General features: G+C 72.2%; 16 protein-coding genes. 10 read left to right on the top strand and 6 right to left on the bottom strand.

Features of this window, described 5'->3' with window-relative positions; translation table 11 throughout:
* Positions 1 to 39 precede the first annotated feature (39 nt).
* The 4 genes from AACH11_RS23485 to AACH11_RS23470 all read left to right on the top strand — a co-directional run bounded on the left by AACH11_RS23485 (position 40) and on the right by AACH11_RS23470 (position 4,799).
* Positions 40 to 1,029, top strand: a complete 990-nt coding sequence (locus tag AACH11_RS23485) for a tyrosine recombinase XerC (protein ID WP_341376718.1) — start codon at positions 40 to 42, stop codon at positions 1,027 to 1,029.
* A 166-nt stretch (positions 1,030 to 1,195) separates the two neighbouring features.
* Entirely contained in the window at positions 1,196 to 1,753 is a 558-nt protein-coding gene (locus tag AACH11_RS23480) for a PEP-CTERM sorting domain-containing protein (protein WP_341376717.1), read from the top strand.
* A gap of 67 nt (positions 1,754 to 1,820) precedes the next feature.
* Positions 1,821 to 3,029, top strand: a complete 1,209-nt coding sequence (locus tag AACH11_RS23475) for a class I SAM-dependent rRNA methyltransferase (protein WP_341376716.1) — start codon at positions 1,821 to 1,823, stop codon at positions 3,027 to 3,029.
* Between the two features lie 108 nt (positions 3,030 to 3,137).
* Positions 3,138 to 4,799 carry a response regulator gene (locus AACH11_RS23470; RefSeq protein ID WP_341376715.1) on the top strand — a complete coding sequence of 554 codons (1,662 nt, stop codon included), beginning with the start codon at positions 3,138 to 3,140 and terminating at the stop codon, positions 4,797 to 4,799.
* A 46-nt stretch (positions 4,800 to 4,845) separates the two neighbouring features.
* On the opposite strand, the gene AACH11_RS23465 is transcribed toward AACH11_RS23470, so the two are convergent.
* On the bottom strand, positions 4,846 to 5,319 hold the full coding sequence (locus AACH11_RS23465; protein WP_341376714.1) for an Lrp/AsnC family transcriptional regulator: 474 nt from the start codon (positions 5,317 to 5,319) through the stop codon (positions 4,846 to 4,848).
* Between the two features lie 161 nt (positions 5,320 to 5,480).
* Between AACH11_RS23465 and glmS the strand changes: the two genes are divergently transcribed.
* Entirely contained in the window at positions 5,481 to 7,322 is a 1,842-nt protein-coding gene (glmS, locus tag AACH11_RS23460) for a glutamine--fructose-6-phosphate transaminase (isomerizing) (protein WP_341376713.1), read from the top strand.
* Positions 7,323 to 7,518: 196 nt separating this feature from the next.
* Here the strand turns inward: glmS and AACH11_RS23455 are convergent, their stop codons facing one another.
* Positions 7,519 to 8,220, bottom strand: a complete 702-nt coding sequence (locus AACH11_RS23455) for a restriction endonuclease (RefSeq protein WP_341376712.1) — start codon at positions 8,218 to 8,220, stop codon at positions 7,519 to 7,521.
* A gap of 189 nt (positions 8,221 to 8,409) precedes the next feature.
* On the opposite strand from AACH11_RS23455, the gene AACH11_RS23450 reads away from it, so the two are divergent.
* Entirely contained in the window at positions 8,410 to 9,282 is an 873-nt protein-coding gene (locus AACH11_RS23450) for an NRDE family protein (protein ID WP_341376711.1), read from the top strand.
* A gap of 46 nt (positions 9,283 to 9,328) precedes the next feature.
* Here the strand turns inward: AACH11_RS23450 and AACH11_RS23445 are convergent, their stop codons facing one another.
* From AACH11_RS23445 to AACH11_RS23430, 4 genes are read right to left on the bottom strand one after another with little or no spacing between them, the layout of a single operon-like run.
* Positions 9,329 to 10,648 (bottom strand): gallate dioxygenase, encoded by a 1,320-nt coding sequence (locus AACH11_RS23445; RefSeq protein ID WP_341376710.1) that lies wholly within the window; start codon positions 10,646 to 10,648, stop codon positions 9,329 to 9,331.
* A gap of 12 nt (positions 10,649 to 10,660) precedes the next feature.
* On the bottom strand, positions 10,661 to 11,689 hold the full coding sequence (locus tag AACH11_RS23440) for a TRAP transporter substrate-binding protein (RefSeq protein ID WP_341376709.1): 1,029 nt from the start codon (positions 11,687 to 11,689) through the stop codon (positions 10,661 to 10,663).
* A 59-nt stretch (positions 11,690 to 11,748) separates the two neighbouring features.
* Positions 11,749 to 13,071, bottom strand: coding sequence for a TRAP transporter large permease (locus tag AACH11_RS23435; protein WP_341376708.1), 1,323 nt, complete (start codon positions 13,069 to 13,071; stop codon positions 11,749 to 11,751).
* Entirely contained in the window at positions 13,068 to 13,616 is a 549-nt protein-coding gene (locus AACH11_RS23430) for a TRAP transporter small permease (RefSeq protein ID WP_341376707.1), read from the bottom strand. Before AACH11_RS23430 ends, AACH11_RS23435 begins: the two co-directional genes overlap by 4 nt.
* Positions 13,617 to 13,842: 226 nt before the next feature.
* Between AACH11_RS23430 and AACH11_RS23425 the strand changes: the two genes are divergently transcribed.
* From AACH11_RS23425 to AACH11_RS23410, 4 genes are all read left to right on the top strand, one after another.
* A complete protein-coding gene (locus AACH11_RS23425) occupies positions 13,843 to 14,733 on the top strand; it encodes a LysR family transcriptional regulator (protein ID WP_341376706.1) in 891 nt (296 codons plus the stop codon).
* A 245-nt stretch (positions 14,734 to 14,978) separates the two neighbouring features.
* The gene (yiaY, locus tag AACH11_RS23420; protein ID WP_341376705.1) at positions 14,979 to 16,130 is read left to right on the top strand and encodes an L-threonine dehydrogenase; all 1,152 of its coding nucleotides are present in this window, start codon (positions 14,979 to 14,981) and stop codon (positions 16,128 to 16,130) included.
* A gap of 101 nt (positions 16,131 to 16,231) precedes the next feature.
* On the top strand, positions 16,232 to 17,440 hold the full coding sequence (locus AACH11_RS23415) for a serine hydrolase domain-containing protein (RefSeq protein ID WP_341376704.1): 1,209 nt from the start codon (positions 16,232 to 16,234) through the stop codon (positions 17,438 to 17,440).
* Positions 17,437 to 17,730: hypothetical protein (locus AACH11_RS23410; RefSeq protein WP_341376703.1), on the top strand; the 294-nt coding region annotated here is incomplete at its 3' end. The genes AACH11_RS23415 and AACH11_RS23410, both read left to right, overlap by 4 nt.

The raw sequence follows: 17,730 nt of genomic DNA, 5'->3' as shown, positions 1-17,730 counted from the left end.
GTCTCCGCCCCTCGACCGGTACCCCCCTGCCGCACAGCCATGAGCGCGTCCCCCGCGGTGTCCGTTCCCCAGGCCGAGGTGCTGTCGCCTGAACTCGACCGTTTCGTCCGCCACCTGACGGTCGAGCGCCGGCTGGCCGCGCGCACGCTGGCGATGTACACCGAGGCCCTGCTGCGTCTGCAGGCCCTGGCCGCGGCCGATGCGGTCGCGCTGCCGCAGGCCCAGCACCACCACATCCGGCGTTGGACCGCCGTGCTGCGCGAGGCCGGGCTCGGTGCGCGCAGCATCGCCATCGCGCTGGCCGCCTGGCGTGGCCTGTTCAAGTACTGGGTGCGCGAGCGCCTGGTGCACCACAACCCGGTGCTCGACATCCGCCCGCCGAAGCAGCCGCGGCCGCTGCCCAAGGCGCTGAGCGTCGAGCAGGCCGTGGCGCTGGCCGAGGCGCCGTCGGCGATCCAGCATCCGGCGCTCAAGGCGCGCGACCACTGCATGGTCGAGCTGCTCTACGGCTGCGGCCTGCGGGTGGGCGAGCTGGTCGGGCTGGATGTCTCGGCCCTGCGTCCCGACGGCCGCGAGGCCGATGGCTGGATCGATGGTCCGGATGCCACCGCCCATGTGCTGGGCAAGGGCAGCAAGCGCCGCAGCCTGCCGGTGGGCGGCCCGGCGCTGCAGGCCGTGCGCGACTGGCTGGCGCTGCGCGCCCAGGTGGCACGGCCGGACGAGACGGCGCTGTTCGTCTCGCGCCACGGCAGCCGCCTGTCGGCCAGCCAGGTGCGCACCCGTCTGCAGGAGATGGCGCGCGATGCCGGCCTGCCGACCACCGTGCATCCGCACATGCTGCGCCACAGTTATGCCTCGCACCTGCTGCAGTCCAGCGGCGATCTGCGCGGCGTGCAGGAACTGCTGGGCCACGCCAGCATCGCCACCACCCAGGTCTACACGCGGCTGGACTTCCAGCACCTGGCCAAGGTCTACGACGCGGCCCATCCGCGCGCCAAACGCAAGGTCGACGGCGGCTCGGGGACGTAGCGGGCGCTCACCCCTGCGCGCCGGGCATCCCGCCGGGCATCCATTCAGGCGGTGACAGGCCGTACACGGGTGCGGACCCGCCCCTCGTTCGCATGGACGGTTGTGACAAGGCGCCCCCCAATTTCCACAATAGGGGGTCCGTTACAAAAAGTTGGGAACCGTGACCATGCGTAATCTGAGATTGACCGGTGCCGCCTGTGCGGCGATCGCCCTGTCCCTGACGTTCAACCTGGGGAGCGCCCAGGCCACCTCGCTGAGCTTCGAGGCCACGTCGGCCGCCGGCTCGATGTCGTTCACCGTCGACACCGTCAGTGCCACGACCGTGTCGGATCCGTTCGGTCTGAGCGGCAGCTGGTACACGCTGGAGAGCCTCGTCGTCAATGGCCAGTCGCTGGCCAACGGCATCGTCGGCCTGTACGACAACTTCTCCAATGGCCGGGACTATCTGTACGTCTTCACCAGTGGCAGCTTCGCCACCGGCCTGCAGCTGGAAGATGCGGATGGCAGCGTGCTGTCCGGCGGTGGCCTGGCCCAGCTGCAGGGCCTGACCCTGGCCGACTTCAACGCCACCAGCGGCAACAACCGGCTGCGGCTGAACAGCTCCGACTCGACGGTGACGGCCTTCGGTGCGCCGACGGCGGCCGTGCCCGAACCTGCCGGGGCGGCCATGGCCCTGGCCGGTCTGGCCCTGGTGGGCGGCGTCGCCCGTCGTCGCAAGGCCTGAGCGTCGCGCGGCTCCGCAGGTCCGCGGCCGTTCGTGGCAGGGCCTGCGGGGCGCGACAATCCGGCCCATGAAGACGATCCGATTGCGCGAGGGCCGCGAGCGCTCGCTGTTGCGCCGCCATCCCTGGGTGTTCCAGGGCAGCATCGCCAAGGGCGGCGCCGATGCGGGCGAGACCGTGCGCCTGGAGTCCGATACCGGTCAGTTCCTGGGTTGGGGCGCGTACAGCCCGGCCTCGATGATCCGCGTGCGGGCCTGGTCCTTCGACGAGACCGAGCGCATCGACGCCGCGTTCTTCGCCCGCCGCGTGCAGGCCGCGGTGGCCCTGCGCGGCCGGCTGGCGATCGCCAGCGACGGCGTGCGCCTGATCCATGGCGAGGCCGACGGCCTGCCCGGCCTGATCGTCGACCGCTACGGCGACACGCTGAGCGCGCAGTTCCTGTCGGCCGGCGCCGAGCGCTGGCGCGAGGTGATCGCCGATGCGCTGCTGCACGCCACCGGCCTGGGCCGGCTCTACGAGCGCAGCGACGCCAGCAGCCGCAAGCTCGAAGGCCTGGAGCCGCGCACCGGCTGGCTGCGCGGCGACGGCCCGACCGCGCTGACCATCACCGAGCACGGCTGGCAGCTGGGGCTGGACGTGGCCCTGGGCCACAAGACCGGCTACTACCTGGACCAGCGCGACAACCGCGCCCGCTTCGCCCAGCTGGTGCGCCAGCTCGGCTGCGAGACGGTGCTCAACTGCTACTGCTACACCGGCGGCTTCAGCGTCACCGCGCTGGCCGGCGGCGCGCGGCAGGTCACCAGCGTCGACTCCTCCGGTCCGGCGCTGGAGCTGGCGCGCGCCAACCTGCGCCGCAACGGCCATGACGACACCCGCCACGAATTCGTCGATGCCGACGTCAACGCCTTCCTGCGGCAGGCGCTCCAGGACGGCCGCCGCTTCGACGCGATCGTCCTCGACCCGCCGAAGTTCGCGCCGACCGCGGCCCATGCCGAGCGTGCGGCCCGGGCCTACAAGGACATCAACCGCCTGGGCCTGAAGCTGCTGTCGCCGGGCGGGCTGCTGATGACCTACAGCTGTTCGGGCGGCGTCAGCGCCGATCTGTTCCACAAGATCGTGGCGGGCGCCGGCCTGGATGCCGGTGTCAACGCGGTGATCCTGCAGCGCCTGGAGGGCGCGTGTGACCATCCGACGACGATCGAGTTTCCCGAGGGCGAGTACCTCAAGGGTTTGGCTCTGATGCGAACGGATGGCGATCCCGCGGCCTCCCGGATCTGACGGATGACGTAGGGGAATCTTGAGCCGGCCTGTCCAGATTCCCTGCCGCGCATCGTCGCGGCGCTGACGCTGCCCTGAAGTGACCGCTCACCGGGAGACTCGGCGCGCATGTCGTGCCTGAATCCTCCCGGTTCCCTGCTGTCCGCTGCCGCCGCCCGAGGCGAGGGCGCGGGGGCCTCGTTCACGCCGCTGGTCGGCTGCGACGAGGCGGTGCCGGTGCCCTGGCAGCGGCTGTGGCAGCTCAGCCCCCAGGCGCTGCTGCTGCTGGACCGCGAGGGTCGGCTGCTGCAGGCCAACCGGGCCGCCGCGCTGATGCTGCCCGAGCGCCTGCTGCGCCCGCAGCATCCGGCCGAGCCGCCGCTGCTGCACCGCATGCTGGATGCGGCCGTGCCCGAGCTGCCGCGCCTGCTGTCCCACCGTGATCTGCCGGTCGGGGTGCTGCTGAGCCTGCCCTCGGTCACGCTGCCGGCCGAGCTCGGCATGCTGCAGCCGGTGCTCGGTCTGACGCTCGACCTGCTGGCCGATGGCCGCCTGCTCCTGCAATGCGAGGACCTGAGTGCGCGCCAGCGCCTGGAGACCCAGTTGCGGGAGATGCAGGCGCTGCGCCGCTTCGACCTGGAGGCCCTGGGGGCCGCCGACTGGGAGCTGGACCTCGATTCCGGCGTGCTGGTCGCCTCCAACGAGGCCCAGCGCATGCTGACCGGCCCGCACGGCCCGCCGCTGCGCAGCCTGGGCGTGCTGCTGACCCGCGTGCATCCGGACGACCGGGGGCTGCTGCAGCTGCGCATCCGCCGTGCGGGCCAGCCGGCCGGCGAGGCCGGCGGCGTGCTGCAGTGCGAGTGCCGGATGATCTGGCCCGACGGCAGCGAGCACTGGGTGATGCTGCAGGGCCAGCTGATGCCCGGTCCCGGGCAGCCCTGGCGTCTGGTGGGGCTGGTGCGGCTGCAGGACCGGGAGCGCGCGGCGCGCCATGACCACTGGCTCAGCCGGCGGCTGGCCGAGGAGCTGATGCGGCGCACCCAGGGCCAGCCCACCTGGCACGGCGTGCTGCGCCTGCTGCGCACCCCGCTGCAGACGGTGCTGGGCCTGGCCCATCTGATCAGCCCCGGCATGGACAGCGTGAGCCTGGCGCAGCGTCGCCAGCAGCTGCTGCAGGCCGCCGGTGAAATGGCGCAGATGCTGGAGGCCCTGGGCGGCGGCGCGTCCGGACCGGGCCGCGGGGGCGAGGCCGCGCCGGCCGATCTGGCCTCCCGCCTGCCCAGTGACACCGGGCTTGGCGCCCTGACCGGGCCCGCCCCCCTGGCCCGTGCGGCCGGCAGTGGCGGCGATCCGGTCGAGGGCCGCCTGCGCAGCCGCCATGGCGGGGCCCGGGTGCTGCTGGCCGAGGACAACCTGGTCAACCAGGAGGTCACGCTCGGCCTGCTGCGTTCGGCCGGCCTGCAGGCCGAGGCGGTGGGCACCGGCAGCCAGGCCGTGGCCCGCGCGCTGGCCGAGCCCTTCGACCTGATCCTGATGGACGTGCAGATGCCCGAGCTGGACGGCCTGGAGGCCACGCGCCAGCTGCGCCGCCTGATCGGCGACACCCTGCCCATCCTCGCGCTGACGGCCAACACCGACTTCGAGGACCGCAGCGCCTGCACCGCCGCCGGCATGGACGACGTGCTGGAGAAGCCGGTGCAGGTGCAGCGCTTCTACGAGCGCCTGCTGCACTGGCTGGACGCCCGGGCCCCCGTCGAGCCGGGCCTGCCGGCGACCGACGCCCGACGCTGAACGACGGCCCGGCCCCGGTCCGGTCCGTCGTCGCGCCCCGTGCGCCTCACGCCGGTTGCGGCCAGTGCAGGGCCGGATCGAACTTCGCCCGGTGCGTGATGAAGTAGCTCTTGACGTTGCGCACGTTGGCGTCCTGCGTGAACAGGCGCTGCACCAGTGCGTGATAGTCGGCCATGTCGGCCACCCACAGCAGCAGCACCATGTCCGGCCCCGGGCTGACGCGGTAGCACTGCTGCACCGCCACCTCGGCCACCGCGCGGGCCTCGAAGGCGGCCACGTGCTCGGCCCCCTGGCGGTCCAGCGTCACCTCGGCCAGCACGCCCAGGCCGCCGACCTCGGCCGGATTGACCAGCGCCACCTGGCGCTCGATCACGCCGCCATCGACCAGCCGGCGCACCCGCCGCAGCGCGGTCGCCGGCGAGATGCCGACCGCCTCGGCCAGATCCTGGTTGGCACGGGCGCAGTCCTGCTGCAGCAGGGCCAGCAGGCGCAGATCGATGGCATCCAGGGCTAGGGGCATGACGCGATGTTGCACAACACGGTGCTCGCTTGCAATTGAATTTCTCTTCATTTGATGCGTGACGAGAAATTTCACGCGACACGCAGATGATGCGTACCAATTTCTTGGCGCCTTGCCTACCATCGCGCCCATTCCGTCATGGCATCGAAAGGCCTGAACCCATGTGTGGCATCGTCGGCGCGGTCAGCGCGCGCAACATCGTTCCCGTGCTGGTCGAGGGCCTGAAGCGCCTGGAATACCGCGGCTACGACAGCTGCGGCGTGGCCGTGCACCAGAACGGCGGCCCGCGCCGCACCCGCTCGACCAGCCGCGTGGCCGAGCTCGACGCCCAGATCCAGGCCGACGACGTGCAGGGCGGCACCGGCATCGCCCACACCCGCTGGGCCACCCACGGCGCGCCGGCGGTGCACAACGCCCACCCGCACTTCTCGGGCGACCGCATCGCGCTGGTCCACAACGGCATCATCGAGAACCACGACGAGTTGCGCGCCGAGCTGCGGGCCAAGGGCTACGTCTTCGAGAGCCAGACCGACACCGAGGTCATCGCCCACCTGGTGCACCAGCTCTATGACGGCGACCTGTTCGACGCGGTGCAGCGCGCCACGCTGCGCCTGAAGGGCGCCTACGCGATCGCCGTGTTCTGCCGCGACGAGCCCCACCGCGTCATCGGCGCCCGCGAGGGCAGCCCGATGGTGCTGGGACTGGGCACCGGCGAGCGCGCCGGCGACAGCTTCCTGGCCAGCGACGCGATGGCGCTGGCCGGCGTCACCGACCAGATCGTCTACCTGGAGGAGGGCGACGTCGTCGACCTGCAGCTGGGCAAGCAGTGGATCACCCACCGCCAGGCCGACGGCCGCTTCGAGCGCGTGCAGCGCGAGGTGCGCACCGTCCACGCCCACACCGGCGCGGCCGAGCTCGGCCCCTACCGCCACTACATGCAGAAGGAGATCTTCGAGCAGCCGCGCGCCATCAGCGACACGCTCGAAGGCGTCGAGGGCATCAGCGCCGAGCTCTTCGGTGACGGCGCCCACCGGGTGTTCAAGGACATCGACCGCGTGCTGATCCTGGCCTGCGGCACCAGCTACTACGCCGGCAGCACCGCCAAGTACTGGCTGGAGAGCCTCGCCAAGGTGCCCTGCAGCGTCGAGATCGCCAGCGAGTACCGCTACCGCGACAGCGTGCCCGACCCGCGCACCCTGGTCGTCACCATCAGCCAGAGCGGCGAGACGGCCGACACCATCGCCGCCCTCAAGCACGCCCGCTCGCTGGGCATGCCCCACACGTTGACGGTCTGCAACGTCGGCACCAGCGCGATGGTGCGCGAGTGCGCGCTGCACTTCCTGACGCGCGCCGGCGTCGAGATCGGCGTGGCCAGCACCAAGGCCTTCACCACCCAGCTGGTCGGCCTGTTCCTGCTGACGCTGGCCCTGGCCCGGACCAAGGGCCGCCTCGGCGACGCCGAGGAGGCCGAGCACATCAAGGCCCTGCGCCACCTGCCGGCCGCCGTGCAGGCCGTGCTGGCCCTGGAGCCGCAGATCATCAGTTGGGCCGAGGACTTCGCGAAGAAGGAGAACGCGCTGTTCCTGGGCCGTGGCCTGCACTACCCGGTGGCCCTCGAAGGCGCGCTCAAGCTCAAGGAGATCAGCTACATCCACGCCGAGGCCTACCCGGCCGGCGAGCTCAAGCACGGCCCGCTGGCGCTGGTGACCTCGGCCATGCCGGTGGTCACCATCGCGCCGAACGACGCGCTGCTGGAGAAGCTCAAGAGCAACATGCAGGAAGTGCGCGCGCGCGGCGGCGAGCTGTTCGTCTTCGCCGACAGCGACACCCGCATCGAGAACGAGCCCGGCGTGCGCGTGATCCGCATGCCCGAGCACTACGGCGCGCTGTCGCCGATCCTGCACACGGTGCCGCTGCAGCTGCTGGCCTACCACACGGCCTGCGCGCGTGGCACCGATGTCGACAAGCCGCGGAATCTGGCGAAGTCGGTCACCGTGGAGTGATGCACGCCGCCGAGCCCCCGCGGCCAAGGGGGCCGGCGAGGACCGCGGACCGGCCCTTGACGGCCTGCGCCCCGGTACAGTGCCCGGGGCGCGGCGGTGCGGTCCCGTGCCAGGGTGGTGGTGTCACCCGGGGGCGGGCGGCCGCGGCGACCCGTCCCTTTCCGCCGGCCGGCCCTGCGCCGGGCCGGCGTCGGCCTCAGGCCGTGTAGCGCGAGGGCCGCACCAGGCCCTGGCCCCGCATGGCCTCGATGATGCGCAGCAGGCCGCAACCGTCGATCAGGCGGATCGGTCGCAACGCGGCCTCCTGGCGGGCCTTCTCGGTGAACAGGCCCGAGGTGATGATCCAGCCGCGGCTCGCGCCGTTGGTGGTGATGGCGGCGTTGAGCTGGCGCACCGCGCGGTGGTCCACCATGTCGGCGCGCCAGTAGCGCACCTGCACCAGGTGCAGCTCGCCGTCCTTGCTCAGCTCGATGTCGGCGCCGTGGTCGCGGCCGCCGGAGGCGCCGGCGCCATGGACACCCAGCACCCGGTAGCCGCTGCGCTGGAAGGATTCGGCGATCAGCCGGGCGAAGCCGCGGCCGTCGAGCTCGGCCACCGCGCGTGCCGCGGCCTGGGCCAGCTGTTCGCGCCGCATCAGGCGGTGGCGGCGCCAGATGGCCCGCAGCGTCAGCAGCAGGCACAGCGCCGGCAGCAGGTACTGGGCGACGGTCAGCAGCAGCGTGATCAGCGAGGCCTCGCCCGCCCCCGCGGATCCATGGCCCCCGAGCAGGGCCGGCTGGCGGGAGGCCGCATGGAGGCTGGCGTACAGTCCGGCGGCGAGCACGAAGCCCGACCAGACGGGCAGGCGGCCCGTGGAGCTCATCAGCTTGTCCAGCGCACGGCTGTGGCGACCGGCCATCTTCGTTTTCCTGCAAGGATCCGGGGGGACCGCCCCGTGGCGGAGCGGCGTTCCAACGACGCACAAATGTAACAAGATGCGCACGAAGTCCGGGCTGGTGTGATGTTGTCACTCCCTATGCTGAACTTTCCGTGGCAATGCGCCGTGCTGCGTCGGCGTCCGCCGCGGGCGCGCCGGGGCTGAGAGGCGATGTGTCTGGCCGCCTGGCGCTGTGCGCCGCACACCGGTCTGCCCTGGGTGCTGGTCAGCAACCGCGACGAGTTCCATGACCGCCCGGCCGCGCCGCTGGCCTGGTGGACCGACGGCCCGGGCGGGCGCGGCTGGCTGGGCGGGCGTGATCTGCAGGCCGGTGGCACCTGGCTGGGCCTGGATCCCCGCGGCCGACTGGCCCTGCTGACCAATGTGCGGGAGCCGGCGCCGCCCCGCGCCGACGCCGTCTCCCGCGGCGATCTGGTGCTGCAGGCGCTGCGTCACGGGCTGGACGACGGCCACTGGATGGCGGCCGAACTGAGGCGTCCACGCCACGGCTGGAACCTGCTGCAGCTGGACCTGGCCGGGACGGCCGGTCGCTGGTGGAGCAACCGGCCGCAGCCGATGCTGCGCGTGCTGGGCGCCGGCACGCACGGGCTGTCGAATGCGGCGCTGGACACGCCCTGGCCGAAGGTGCGGCGGCTGTGCCGGGCGCTGGACACGGCCTGTGCCGAGGCCCAGGCCCTCCCGCTCGACGGCGGCCCGGGCCCTGGGCGGCGGGCCACACCGTCACCGCGGATCGAGCGTCTCTTCGCGCACCTGTGGGCGGCCCTGGCCGACCGCTGGCAGCCGCCCGATGCGCAGCTGCCGCACACCGGCGTGCCCTGGCCGCTGGAGCAGGCCCTGGCGCCGGTCTTCATCCATCGGCCCGCGACGCCCGGCCGTGCGGCCTACGGCACGCGCAGCAGCACCGTGCTGGTGGTCGAGCAGCGGGGCGCGCGGCCGTGGCTGCACCTGCGCGAGCGGCGCTTCGACGCCGCCGGGCAGCCCTGTGGCGGCGCGGCATGGGACGGGCCGCTGCGGGTGGACTGACGCGGGCGGACTCACGGCAACGGGCGGCGGCCGGATCCCGCGTGGCTCAGTCCGGGGCCGTCGCATCGGCCGGGGCGTCGTCCCAGGCCAGCGTGCCCCGCTCCTTGCCGGCCACCGAGTACAGCGCGCCCGGTGCGTTGCGGGTCTTCTGGAAGTCCTCCAGCGACTGGCCGCGCATGGCCGCGTAGATGTGGAGGTTGGACACGCCGACCACCGCGCTCAGCTTCTCCAGCATGAAGAAGATGACGCCGTGGTGGATCAGGCCGCGCCAGTCGCGCGCGCGCACCAGGGCCTGCTCGGCGGGGCTCAGTCCGGCGGCCTGCATCGCGGCGGTCTCGTCGGCCTTGAAGGCCGCGCGGTGTGCCGGGTGGATCAGGTCATGCAGGAAGCGGTTGATCCGGTAGGCCTGGACGCTGCGTTCGAGGTTGAACGGATAGGTGCCGTTCAGGCGCTCGGCGCCGGCCAGCTGCTCGGCCATGCGGGCGCGGTGGCGCTCGATGGCGGCCGGCATCGTCGCCTGCTGCACCGGCTCGTAGATGGCGGTGGCGATGCCGGTCATCGACGGCAGGTAGTAGTTGCGGTGCAGACACGTGACCTGAGCGGCGAGGGCGCCGCGCATGATCAGCCACATGATGACCTCGGCGCCCTCCATGCCGCCGAGTTCGGCGTACTCGGCCAGCGTGATGTCGGCCAGCGCCTCGGGGTCGCGCTCGAACAGGTCGAGGAAGCGGCCGTCCCACTCGGGGTTGTTGAAGCCGCAGCGCTCGCCGTGCACCTGGTGCGACAGGCCGCCGGTGGCGACGATGGCCACCTTCAGGTCGGCCGGGAAGCTCTCGACCGCGCGCCGCAGCGCCTGGCCCAGCTTGTAGCAGCGGCGCGCGCTCGGCACCGGGAACTGCAATACGCCGACCTGCAGCGGCACCATCTTCACCGGCCAGCCGGCGTCGGCCGTCGGCCGCGGGCACATCACCGACAGCGGCGAGAAGCAGCCGTGGTCCAGCCCCTTGTCCTGGAACAGCGAGAGGTCGAACTCCTCCATCGTCAGCGAGGCCGCGATGTGCGCGGCCAGCGCCGGATGGCCGTCGATGCCGGGGATGTCGCGGGCGCCGCCACCCTCGTCGGCCACCGCCCAGTGCTCGCCCACGCCGAGGGCGAAGGCCGAGTAGTGGTCGAAGAAGAAGGACGTGACGTGGTCGTTGAAGACCATCAGCAGCACGTCGGGCTGCTTCTCGGCGATCCAGCCCTGGATCGGGGCGAAGGCGTCGAAGATCGGGGCCCAGACCGGGTCGTGCTGCTTGCCGGTGTCGAGCGCGAAGCCGATGGTCGGGGTGTGCGAGGCGGCGATGCCGCCGATGATGGTGGCCATGGTGCGTGCGGCTTACTTGGCGTTGGCGTGCTTGGCGATCAGGGCCTTGGCGTCGTCCAGCATCTTCTGGCCGGGCTGGCCCTTGGCTGTCATGTCCTTGACCCAGTCGGCGGCCAGCTTGTCGCCGACGGCCTTCCAGCTCTGCAGCTCGGCGGCGGGGATGACGTTGGTGGCGTTCTTCGCCGTCAGCTTCCTGCCCTCGACATCGGCCTGCAGGAAGGCCCGGCCGGCCAGCGCGGACAGCGCCTGGCCGGAGTTGGCGTCGATCACCTTCTTCAGGTCGGCCGGCAGGCTGTCGTACTTCGCCTTGTTCATCGCGAAGATGAAGGTCGAGGTGTAGAAGGCCGGCTGCGCCGGATCGGTCTCGGAGTGGTACTTGACCAGCTCCTGGATCTTGACGGCAGGCACCACCTCGTAGGGCACGACGGCGCCGTCGATCACGCCCTTGGACAGCGCGTCACCGACCTGCGGCACCGGCAGGCTGACCGGCGTGGCGCCCAGCATGGCCATGAACTTGTTGGTCATGCGGGTGGGCGCGCGCAGCTTCAGGCCGCGCAGGTCGGCCATGGTCTTCACCGGCTTGCCGGTCATGTGGAAGACGCCGTCGCCATGCACGTGGAAGGCCAGCGGCTTGACGTCCTTGAACTCGGCCGCGCTGTGCAGCTGCGTGTAGTCCCACAGCGCCTTGCTGGTGGCCTCGGGGCTCTGCATCATGAACGGCAGCTCGAAGGCCTCCAGGCTCGGGAAGCGGCCGGCGGTGTAGCCGGGCAGGGTCCAGATCACGTCGGCCACGCCGTCGCGCACCTGGTCGAACAGCTGCGGCGGCGTGCCGCCGAGCTGCATCGACGGGTAGCTCTGGCACTTCATCCGGTTGTTCGAGTCCTTGGCGATCCTGTCGCACCAGGGCTGCAGGAACAGCGTGTTGGCATAGGAGCTCGGCGGCAGGAAGTAGTGCAGCTTGAGCGTGACCTCCTGGGCCTGGGCGGACAGGGCGCTGGCGGCCAGCACGGCGGCGCTGGCGAGGGCGTGGCGGATCTTCATGGGGCGGTCTCCGGTGGGGATCGGTGCGGGGGACGCGGGTGGGGGCGGAAGGAGGACGCTCAGGTCAGCCGGTGGACCAGCCACAGCGCGAGCGAGGGGAACAGGAGCAGCGCGGCCAGACGCAGGCCGTCGGTGATCAGGAAGGGCACCACGCCCTTGTAGGTCTCGACCATCGGCACGTCGCGCGCCAGGCCGTTCATCACGTAGACGTTCAGGCCCACCGGCGGGAAGATCATCCCGATCTCGCAGACGGTCAGGATGAGGATGCCGAACCACAGCGCCTTGTCCGCGGCGCCCAGGCCGTAGAAGTCCAGGCCCATGATGACGGGGAAGAGCGTGGGCACGGTCAGCAGGATCATGCTCATCTCGTCCATCACGCAGCCCAGCAGGATGTAGAACAGCATGATCCCGCCCATCACCGCCACCGGCGGGATGCTCAGGTGGCTGACCAGGCCGGCCAGCTGCGCGGGCAGCTGCGACAGCGCGAGCGCCGCGTTGATCATGTCGGCGCCGATGAAGATCAGGAAGATCATCCCGCTGGTCTGCGCGGTGGTGCGCACGGCGGCGAAGAACTTCCCGCGGTCGATCTCGCGCCGCGCCAGCGTGATGGCCAGCACCAGCACGTTGCCGATCGCCGCGCCCTCGGTGGCCGTGAACAGGCCGCCGTAGATGCCGCCGAAGACGACGATGAAGATCAGCACGATGGGCCAGACCTTCAGCGTGGCCGCCAGCACCTCGCCGGCCGAGGCCGCGACGGCCGGCGGCGCCTGCTCCGGCTGCAGGCGCACCATGACGGCGATCGCCACCATGTAGCCGATGGCCGCCACCAGGGCGGGCACATAGGCGGCCAGGAACATCTTGGTGATGTTCTGCTCGGTCAGGATGGCGTAGACCATCAGCGTGACCGAGGGCGGCAGCAGCACGCCCATGGTGCCGCCGGTGGCCAGCGCCGCGGTCGCCAGCCGGCCCGAGTAGCCGATGCGCCGCATCTGCGGATAGGCGACCTGGGCGATGGTGGCGGTGGTGGCCACCGTCGAGCCCGAGATCGAGCCGAAGGCCGCGCAGGCCAGCACGCCGGCCATCGCCATGCCGCCGCGGAAGCGGCCGAGCAACGCGTTGGCGAAGTCGAACAGCGCCTTGGCCAGTCCGCCCTGCACCGCGATGCCGCCCATCAGCATGAACAGCGGGATCACCGACAGGTCGTAGACCGAGACGCGGCCGTAGACGGCGCCCTTGAGGTGGGCCAGCAGCGGGCTCCAGCCCGACAGCGCGACATAGCCGAGCGCGCCCGGCACGAACATGGCGATGGCGATGGGCACGCGCACCGCCATCAGCACCAGCATGGCGCCGAACAGGGTCAGGCCGATGGTCATCGTGCTCATGCCGCGGCCTCCTCATCCTGCGGGTGCAGGCGGATGCACTGCGTCAGGCCGATCAGCACGCACAGCGCCAGGCCCGGCAGCATCAGCGCGTAGGGCAACCACAGCGGCAGGTCCATCAGCATCGAGCGCTCCTGCGACTCGACCATGCCCAGGCAGCCGGCGGCCACGCGCCAGGTCACCAGCGCCATCACGGCGGTGTAGAGCAGGTTGCCCAGCCCGTCCATGCGGCGCTGGCTGCGCGGGCTGGCGCCGGTGGTGAAGAAGTCGACGATGATGTTGCCGCGCCGGTACTGGGTGTACGGCATGAAGCAGGCCACCACCACGGCGCCGCCGAGCTGCACCAGCTCCACGTCACCCAGGATCGGGTGCGAGAAGAACGCGCGGCCGATCACGCTGACGGTCGTCATGAGGGCCAGGGCCACCAGCACCAGGGCACCGGTGCCGGCGCTCAGATCGCACAGGCGCTGCAGCCAGGGGGTGGGGCCGGCGGGGGGCGCGGTGGCGGGTGTGCCTGCGCTCGTGGCGGGAGGGGCCTGATCGTTCAACGACGTGTCTCCGGGAAGGGGGCGGGGGCTGCGCCCGGGGTCAGCAAGGCGTCCTGAGGCCGATGCCGGTGGGCGCCGGACGGGCGGTCCTTGATCTGGTTCAAGACGAAGGCGCGCAGCGTAGGTGCGGCGTCCCGGCGCGAGAAGATGCCGCGCGTGCCGAGGCGATCACGCCTCGTTATCGCCCTGGGTTTTCCCTGATCCCCTGCTGGCTATCATTCCGGCGATGAAGCTCAGCGCCCTCAACGCCCTCATCGCCGCCGTCGACGAGGGCAGCCTGCGGGCGGCCGCACGCAGGCTCGGCGTGTCCCAGCCGGCCGTCACCAAGCTCATCCGCGAGCTGGAGCAGGATCTGGGGGCGCCGGTGCTGGAGCGCTCGACCGCGGGGGTGTTTCCCAGCGCGCAGGGCAAGGTGCTGGTCGAGCATGCGCGGCGGGCCTTCCGCGAGCTCGACGACGCGCGCAGCCTGATCGACCAGCTCGGCGGCCGCATGATCGGCGAGATCAGCGTCGCGGCCGTGCCCTATGCGGTGCTGATGCTGGTGCCCGAGGCCTGGCGCACCTTCAGCCGCGACTGCCCCGACATCCAGCTGCGGCTGCGCGAGGAGCTCTACATCGCGCAGCTGGCCCTGCTGCGCGATGGCCAGGTCGATGTGGCCATCGGGCCCATTCCCGACGGGCTGGGGGCCGGCGAGTTCGACGTCGAGCCGCTGCGCGAGCTGGAGATGGTGGTGGTGGCCGCGCCCGGTCATCCGCTGGCCTCGGCGCGCCGGCTGCTCGATCTGGCGCAGGCCCGCTGGGTCTACACCAGCGCGTCGGGCAAGGTCGGCTATGCCCGCAATCTGTTCGAGTCGCGGGGGCTGGCCGCGCCGGCGCCGGCCGCGATGGTGAACTCCACGCTGGCGCTGCTGGCCCTGGTGGCTCGCGGCGAGCATCTGGCGCTGATGCCGCGGCCGTTGGCCGAGCACCCGTCCGCGCGCACGCACATGCGGGTGCTGGCGCTGGAGGACGGCCCGCTGACCATGCGCGTGGGCGCCATCGTGCGGCGCAGCGGGCTGCTCAAGCCGGCGGTGCGCCACTTCATCACCCATCTGCACCGCGCGGCCCAGCATGCCTGAGCCGGCTGGCGCCGCGCCGGCGAGGGGTCAGGCGGGCGCATCCCGCGGCTGATCTGCCTCAAGGCGGGCGTGCCTGCGGTGCGGGTCGCCCCGCGGCGTTGATCTGCCGCAGCGCGGCCCGGTGCCGCACGCCCGACAGTGGTCGTCGTCCGCCCGGGCCGTCGGCCCGGGATCCTGCCCGCGGGGCCCTGCCGGTTGCCGCGGACGCCGTCTGTCTGGCTGCCTGCCGTCCTGAGGAGTCTCCGATGACCGTTTCCGCCTTCTTCATGCCCACCGTCAACCTGATGGGCGCCGGCTGCCTGGCCGAGGCCGTCAAGGCGATTGCCGCGCGCGGCTGGCGCAAGGCCTTGATCGTGACCGATGCGCCGCTGGTGCGCGCCGGCCTGGTCGGACGCGTCACCGAGCTGTTGGGGGCGGCCGGCATCGTCTGCAGCGTCTTCGACGGCGTCAAGCCCAATCCCAACGTCGACAATGTGGAGCTCGGTCTGGCGCAGCTGCGGCAGGCCGGTGCCGATGTCGTGATCTCGCTGGGCGGCGGCTCGCCGCACGACTGTGCCAAGGCCATCGCGCTGGTGGCGGCCAACGGGGGCGTCATCACCGACTACGAGGGCGTGGACCAGTCCGCCAAGCCGCAGTGGCCGCTGGTGGCGATCAACACCACGGCCGGCACGGCCAGCGAGATGACGCGCTTCTGCATCATCACCGACGAGGTGCGGCACGTGAAGATGGCCATCGTCGACAAGCACGTGACCCCGCTGCTGTCGGTCAACGATCCGGCGCTGATGACCGGCATGCCGCCGGCGCTGACCGCGGCCACCGGCATGGATGCGCTGACCCATGCCATCGAGGCCTATGTGTCGACCGCCGCCACGCCGATCACCGATGCCTGTGCGCTGCAGGCCGTCACGCTGATCGCCCGTCACCTGCGCGATGCGGTGCGCGACGGCCAGGACATGGTCGCGCGCGAGCAGATGGCCTGTGCGCAGTTCCTCGCCGGCATGGCCTTCAACAACGCCTCGCTCGGCTATGTGCACGCGATGGCCCATCAACTCGGCGGTTTCTACGACCTGCCGCACGGTGTGTGCAATGCCATCCTGCTGCCGCACGTGCAGGCCTACAACGCGGCCGTGGCCGCGCCCCGTCTGGCCCAGGTCGCTCGCGCGATGGGCGTGGACACCGCCGGGCTCGATGAGGCCGCGGCCGCCCAGGCCTGCCTGCAGGCGATCCGCCAGCTGTCGGCCGACATCGGCATCCCGGCCGGCGTCGGTGCGCTCGGCGCCAAGGCGGAGGACATCCCGGTGCTGGCCACCAACGCGATGAAGGACGCCTGCGGGCTGACCAACCCGCGCACGCCGAGCTTCGAGGACGTCTGCGCGATCTTCCAGGCGGCGCTCTGACGCGTTCCGGCGCGCGCTGACGGTCGGGCCGGGACCGGGTCTGCGCCGCCGCAAGACGGTCGGGCATGCCCGCGGCCGCGCGGGTCGCCAGAATGGCGGCCATGTCCGCTCCGCATTCCGACACCCGGCCGGCGCCCGCCGGCCCGCCGACGCTGGCCGATTGGCGCAGCCCCGCCCACATCCGCCACAGCGTGCGCCACATCGGCCAGGTGCTGCCGCTGGCCATCGTCGCCCATGACCCGGCGCGGCGGCGCGCCTGGGCCACGCCGCTGCCGGGCGACGACGCGCCGCCGCCCGACGTGCCGGCCGCCCCGGCCACGCTGCGCTGGGCCGACTACCTGCAGCGCACCCGGGCCGATGGCGTGGTCGTGCTGCACCAGGGCCGCCTGCGCCATGTGTGGGCCGCGGACGACCGGCCGGCGCCCGCGCCCCAGCTGCTGATGTCGGCCACCAAGTCGGTCGTCGGCCTGCTGTGCGGCGCGCTGGCCGAGGCCGGCGTGCTCGATCCCCAGGCCCCGGTCGGTCTGTACCTGCCGGAGCTGGCCCACACCGGCTACGGCGCGGTGCGGGTGCAGCACCTGCTGGACATGCGGGCCCGCCCGGGCTTGTCCGCGGCTGATGTCGCGGGTTATGCCGGTGCCACCGGCTGGGAGCCGCCGGTGGCGGGCCCCTCCACCACCGCCATCGCCACCGACCTGCACGCCTTCTTCAGCGGTCTGCCCGCCGGCCAGGCGCAGCCGCCCGGCGCCTTCGCCTACCGCTCGATGCACACCGATCTGCTGGGTTGGGTGATCGCCCGCGCTGCCGGCGTACCGGTGCCCGAGGTGCTGTCGCGCCGGCTGTGGTGTCCGCTGGGGGCGCAGGCCGATGCCGCGCTGACGCTCGATCCAGCCGGCGCGCCGCGCACCACCGGCGGCCTGGTGGCCTGCGTCGAGGACCTGGCCCGTGTGGGCTGGGCGCTGATCGAGCCGCCGGCCGCGCTCGACGGGATCGGCCGCTGGTTGCGCGACACCTTCGACGGCGGCCGTGCGCCCGACGATGACGGGGCAACGCTGGCCCGCGCCTGGTCCGACGGCGACTTCGCCCGTGCCTTCGGTCGCCCGATGCACTACCGCAACGGCTGGTACGTGGTGCGGCCGCCGCGGCCCTGGTTGTTCGCGATGGGCACGCACGGCCAGCAGTTGTGCGTGGATCCGTCGCTCGGCCTGGTGATGGCCCAGGTCGGCAGCCAGCCCGAGCAGCAGGACCCGCGCGCCATCGGTCTGACGATGCGCGCCTTCGAGGCCTGGCGGCGGCGTCTGGCGGGTTGAGCCTGTGGCTGTGGCTGTGGCTGGCGCTGGCGCTGGCGCTGGTGCTGGTGCTGGTGCTGGTGCTGGCGGAGGGTGGTGCGGGGCGCTGGCGGAAGCGGGCGGGCCCGCTCCTCATGCGTTCCGAAATCGTCGCGTGCCCGCCCGCTCCAGCGCCTGCCATCAGCCGTGTCCTGTCGCGGCCCCCTGTGGGCCCCCGGCGGCGGCGGCGCGTCCTGCCAGATCGGCGACCGGCGGCGGGGTGGGATGGGCGGCCCGCGACGATTTCGGAACGCATGAGGAGCGGGCCGCCC

It is taken from the genome of Pseudaquabacterium rugosum, assembly GCF_038066575.1.
Classification (GTDB): Bacteria; Pseudomonadota; Gammaproteobacteria; order Burkholderiales; family Burkholderiaceae_C; genus Pseudaquabacterium; species Pseudaquabacterium rugosum.
This window is presented reverse-complemented; position numbering and strand designations above follow the sequence as displayed.

What these genes read in the sequence shown, in the direction of transcription:
- AACH11_RS23485 (WP_341376718.1), top strand. Translation starts at nt 40, where the DNA reads ATGAGCGCGTCCCCCGCGGTGTCCGTTCCCCAGGCCGAGGTGCTGTCG.
- AACH11_RS23480 (WP_341376717.1), top strand. Translation starts at nt 1,196, where the DNA reads ATGCGTAATCTGAGATTGACCGGTGCCGCCTGTGCGGCGATCGCCCTG.
- AACH11_RS23475 (WP_341376716.1), top strand. Translation starts at nt 1,821, where the DNA reads ATGAAGACGATCCGATTGCGCGAGGGCCGCGAGCGCTCGCTGTTGCGC.
- AACH11_RS23470 (WP_341376715.1), top strand. Translation starts at nt 3,138, where the DNA reads ATGTCGTGCCTGAATCCTCCCGGTTCCCTGCTGTCCGCTGCCGCCGCC.
- AACH11_RS23465 (WP_341376714.1), bottom strand. Translation starts at nt 5,319, where the DNA reads ATGCCCCTAGCCCTGGATGCCATCGATCTGCGCCTGCTGGCCCTGCTG.
- glmS (WP_341376713.1), top strand. Translation starts at nt 5,481, where the DNA reads ATGTGTGGCATCGTCGGCGCGGTCAGCGCGCGCAACATCGTTCCCGTG.
- AACH11_RS23455 (WP_341376712.1), bottom strand. Translation starts at nt 8,220, where the DNA reads ATGGCCGGTCGCCACAGCCGTGCGCTGGACAAGCTGATGAGCTCCACG.
- AACH11_RS23450 (WP_341376711.1), top strand. Translation starts at nt 8,410, where the DNA reads ATGTGTCTGGCCGCCTGGCGCTGTGCGCCGCACACCGGTCTGCCCTGG.
- AACH11_RS23445 (WP_341376710.1), bottom strand. Translation starts at nt 10,648, where the DNA reads ATGGCCACCATCATCGGCGGCATCGCCGCCTCGCACACCCCGACCATC.
- AACH11_RS23440 (WP_341376709.1), bottom strand. Translation starts at nt 11,689, where the DNA reads ATGAAGATCCGCCACGCCCTCGCCAGCGCCGCCGTGCTGGCCGCCAGC.
- AACH11_RS23435 (WP_341376708.1), bottom strand. Translation starts at nt 13,071, where the DNA reads ATGAGCACGATGACCATCGGCCTGACCCTGTTCGGCGCCATGCTGGTG.
- AACH11_RS23425 (WP_341376706.1), top strand. Translation starts at nt 13,843, where the DNA reads ATGAAGCTCAGCGCCCTCAACGCCCTCATCGCCGCCGTCGACGAGGGC.
- yiaY (WP_341376705.1), top strand. Translation starts at nt 14,979, where the DNA reads ATGACCGTTTCCGCCTTCTTCATGCCCACCGTCAACCTGATGGGCGCC.
- AACH11_RS23415 (WP_341376704.1), top strand. Translation starts at nt 16,232, where the DNA reads ATGTCCGCTCCGCATTCCGACACCCGGCCGGCGCCCGCCGGCCCGCCG.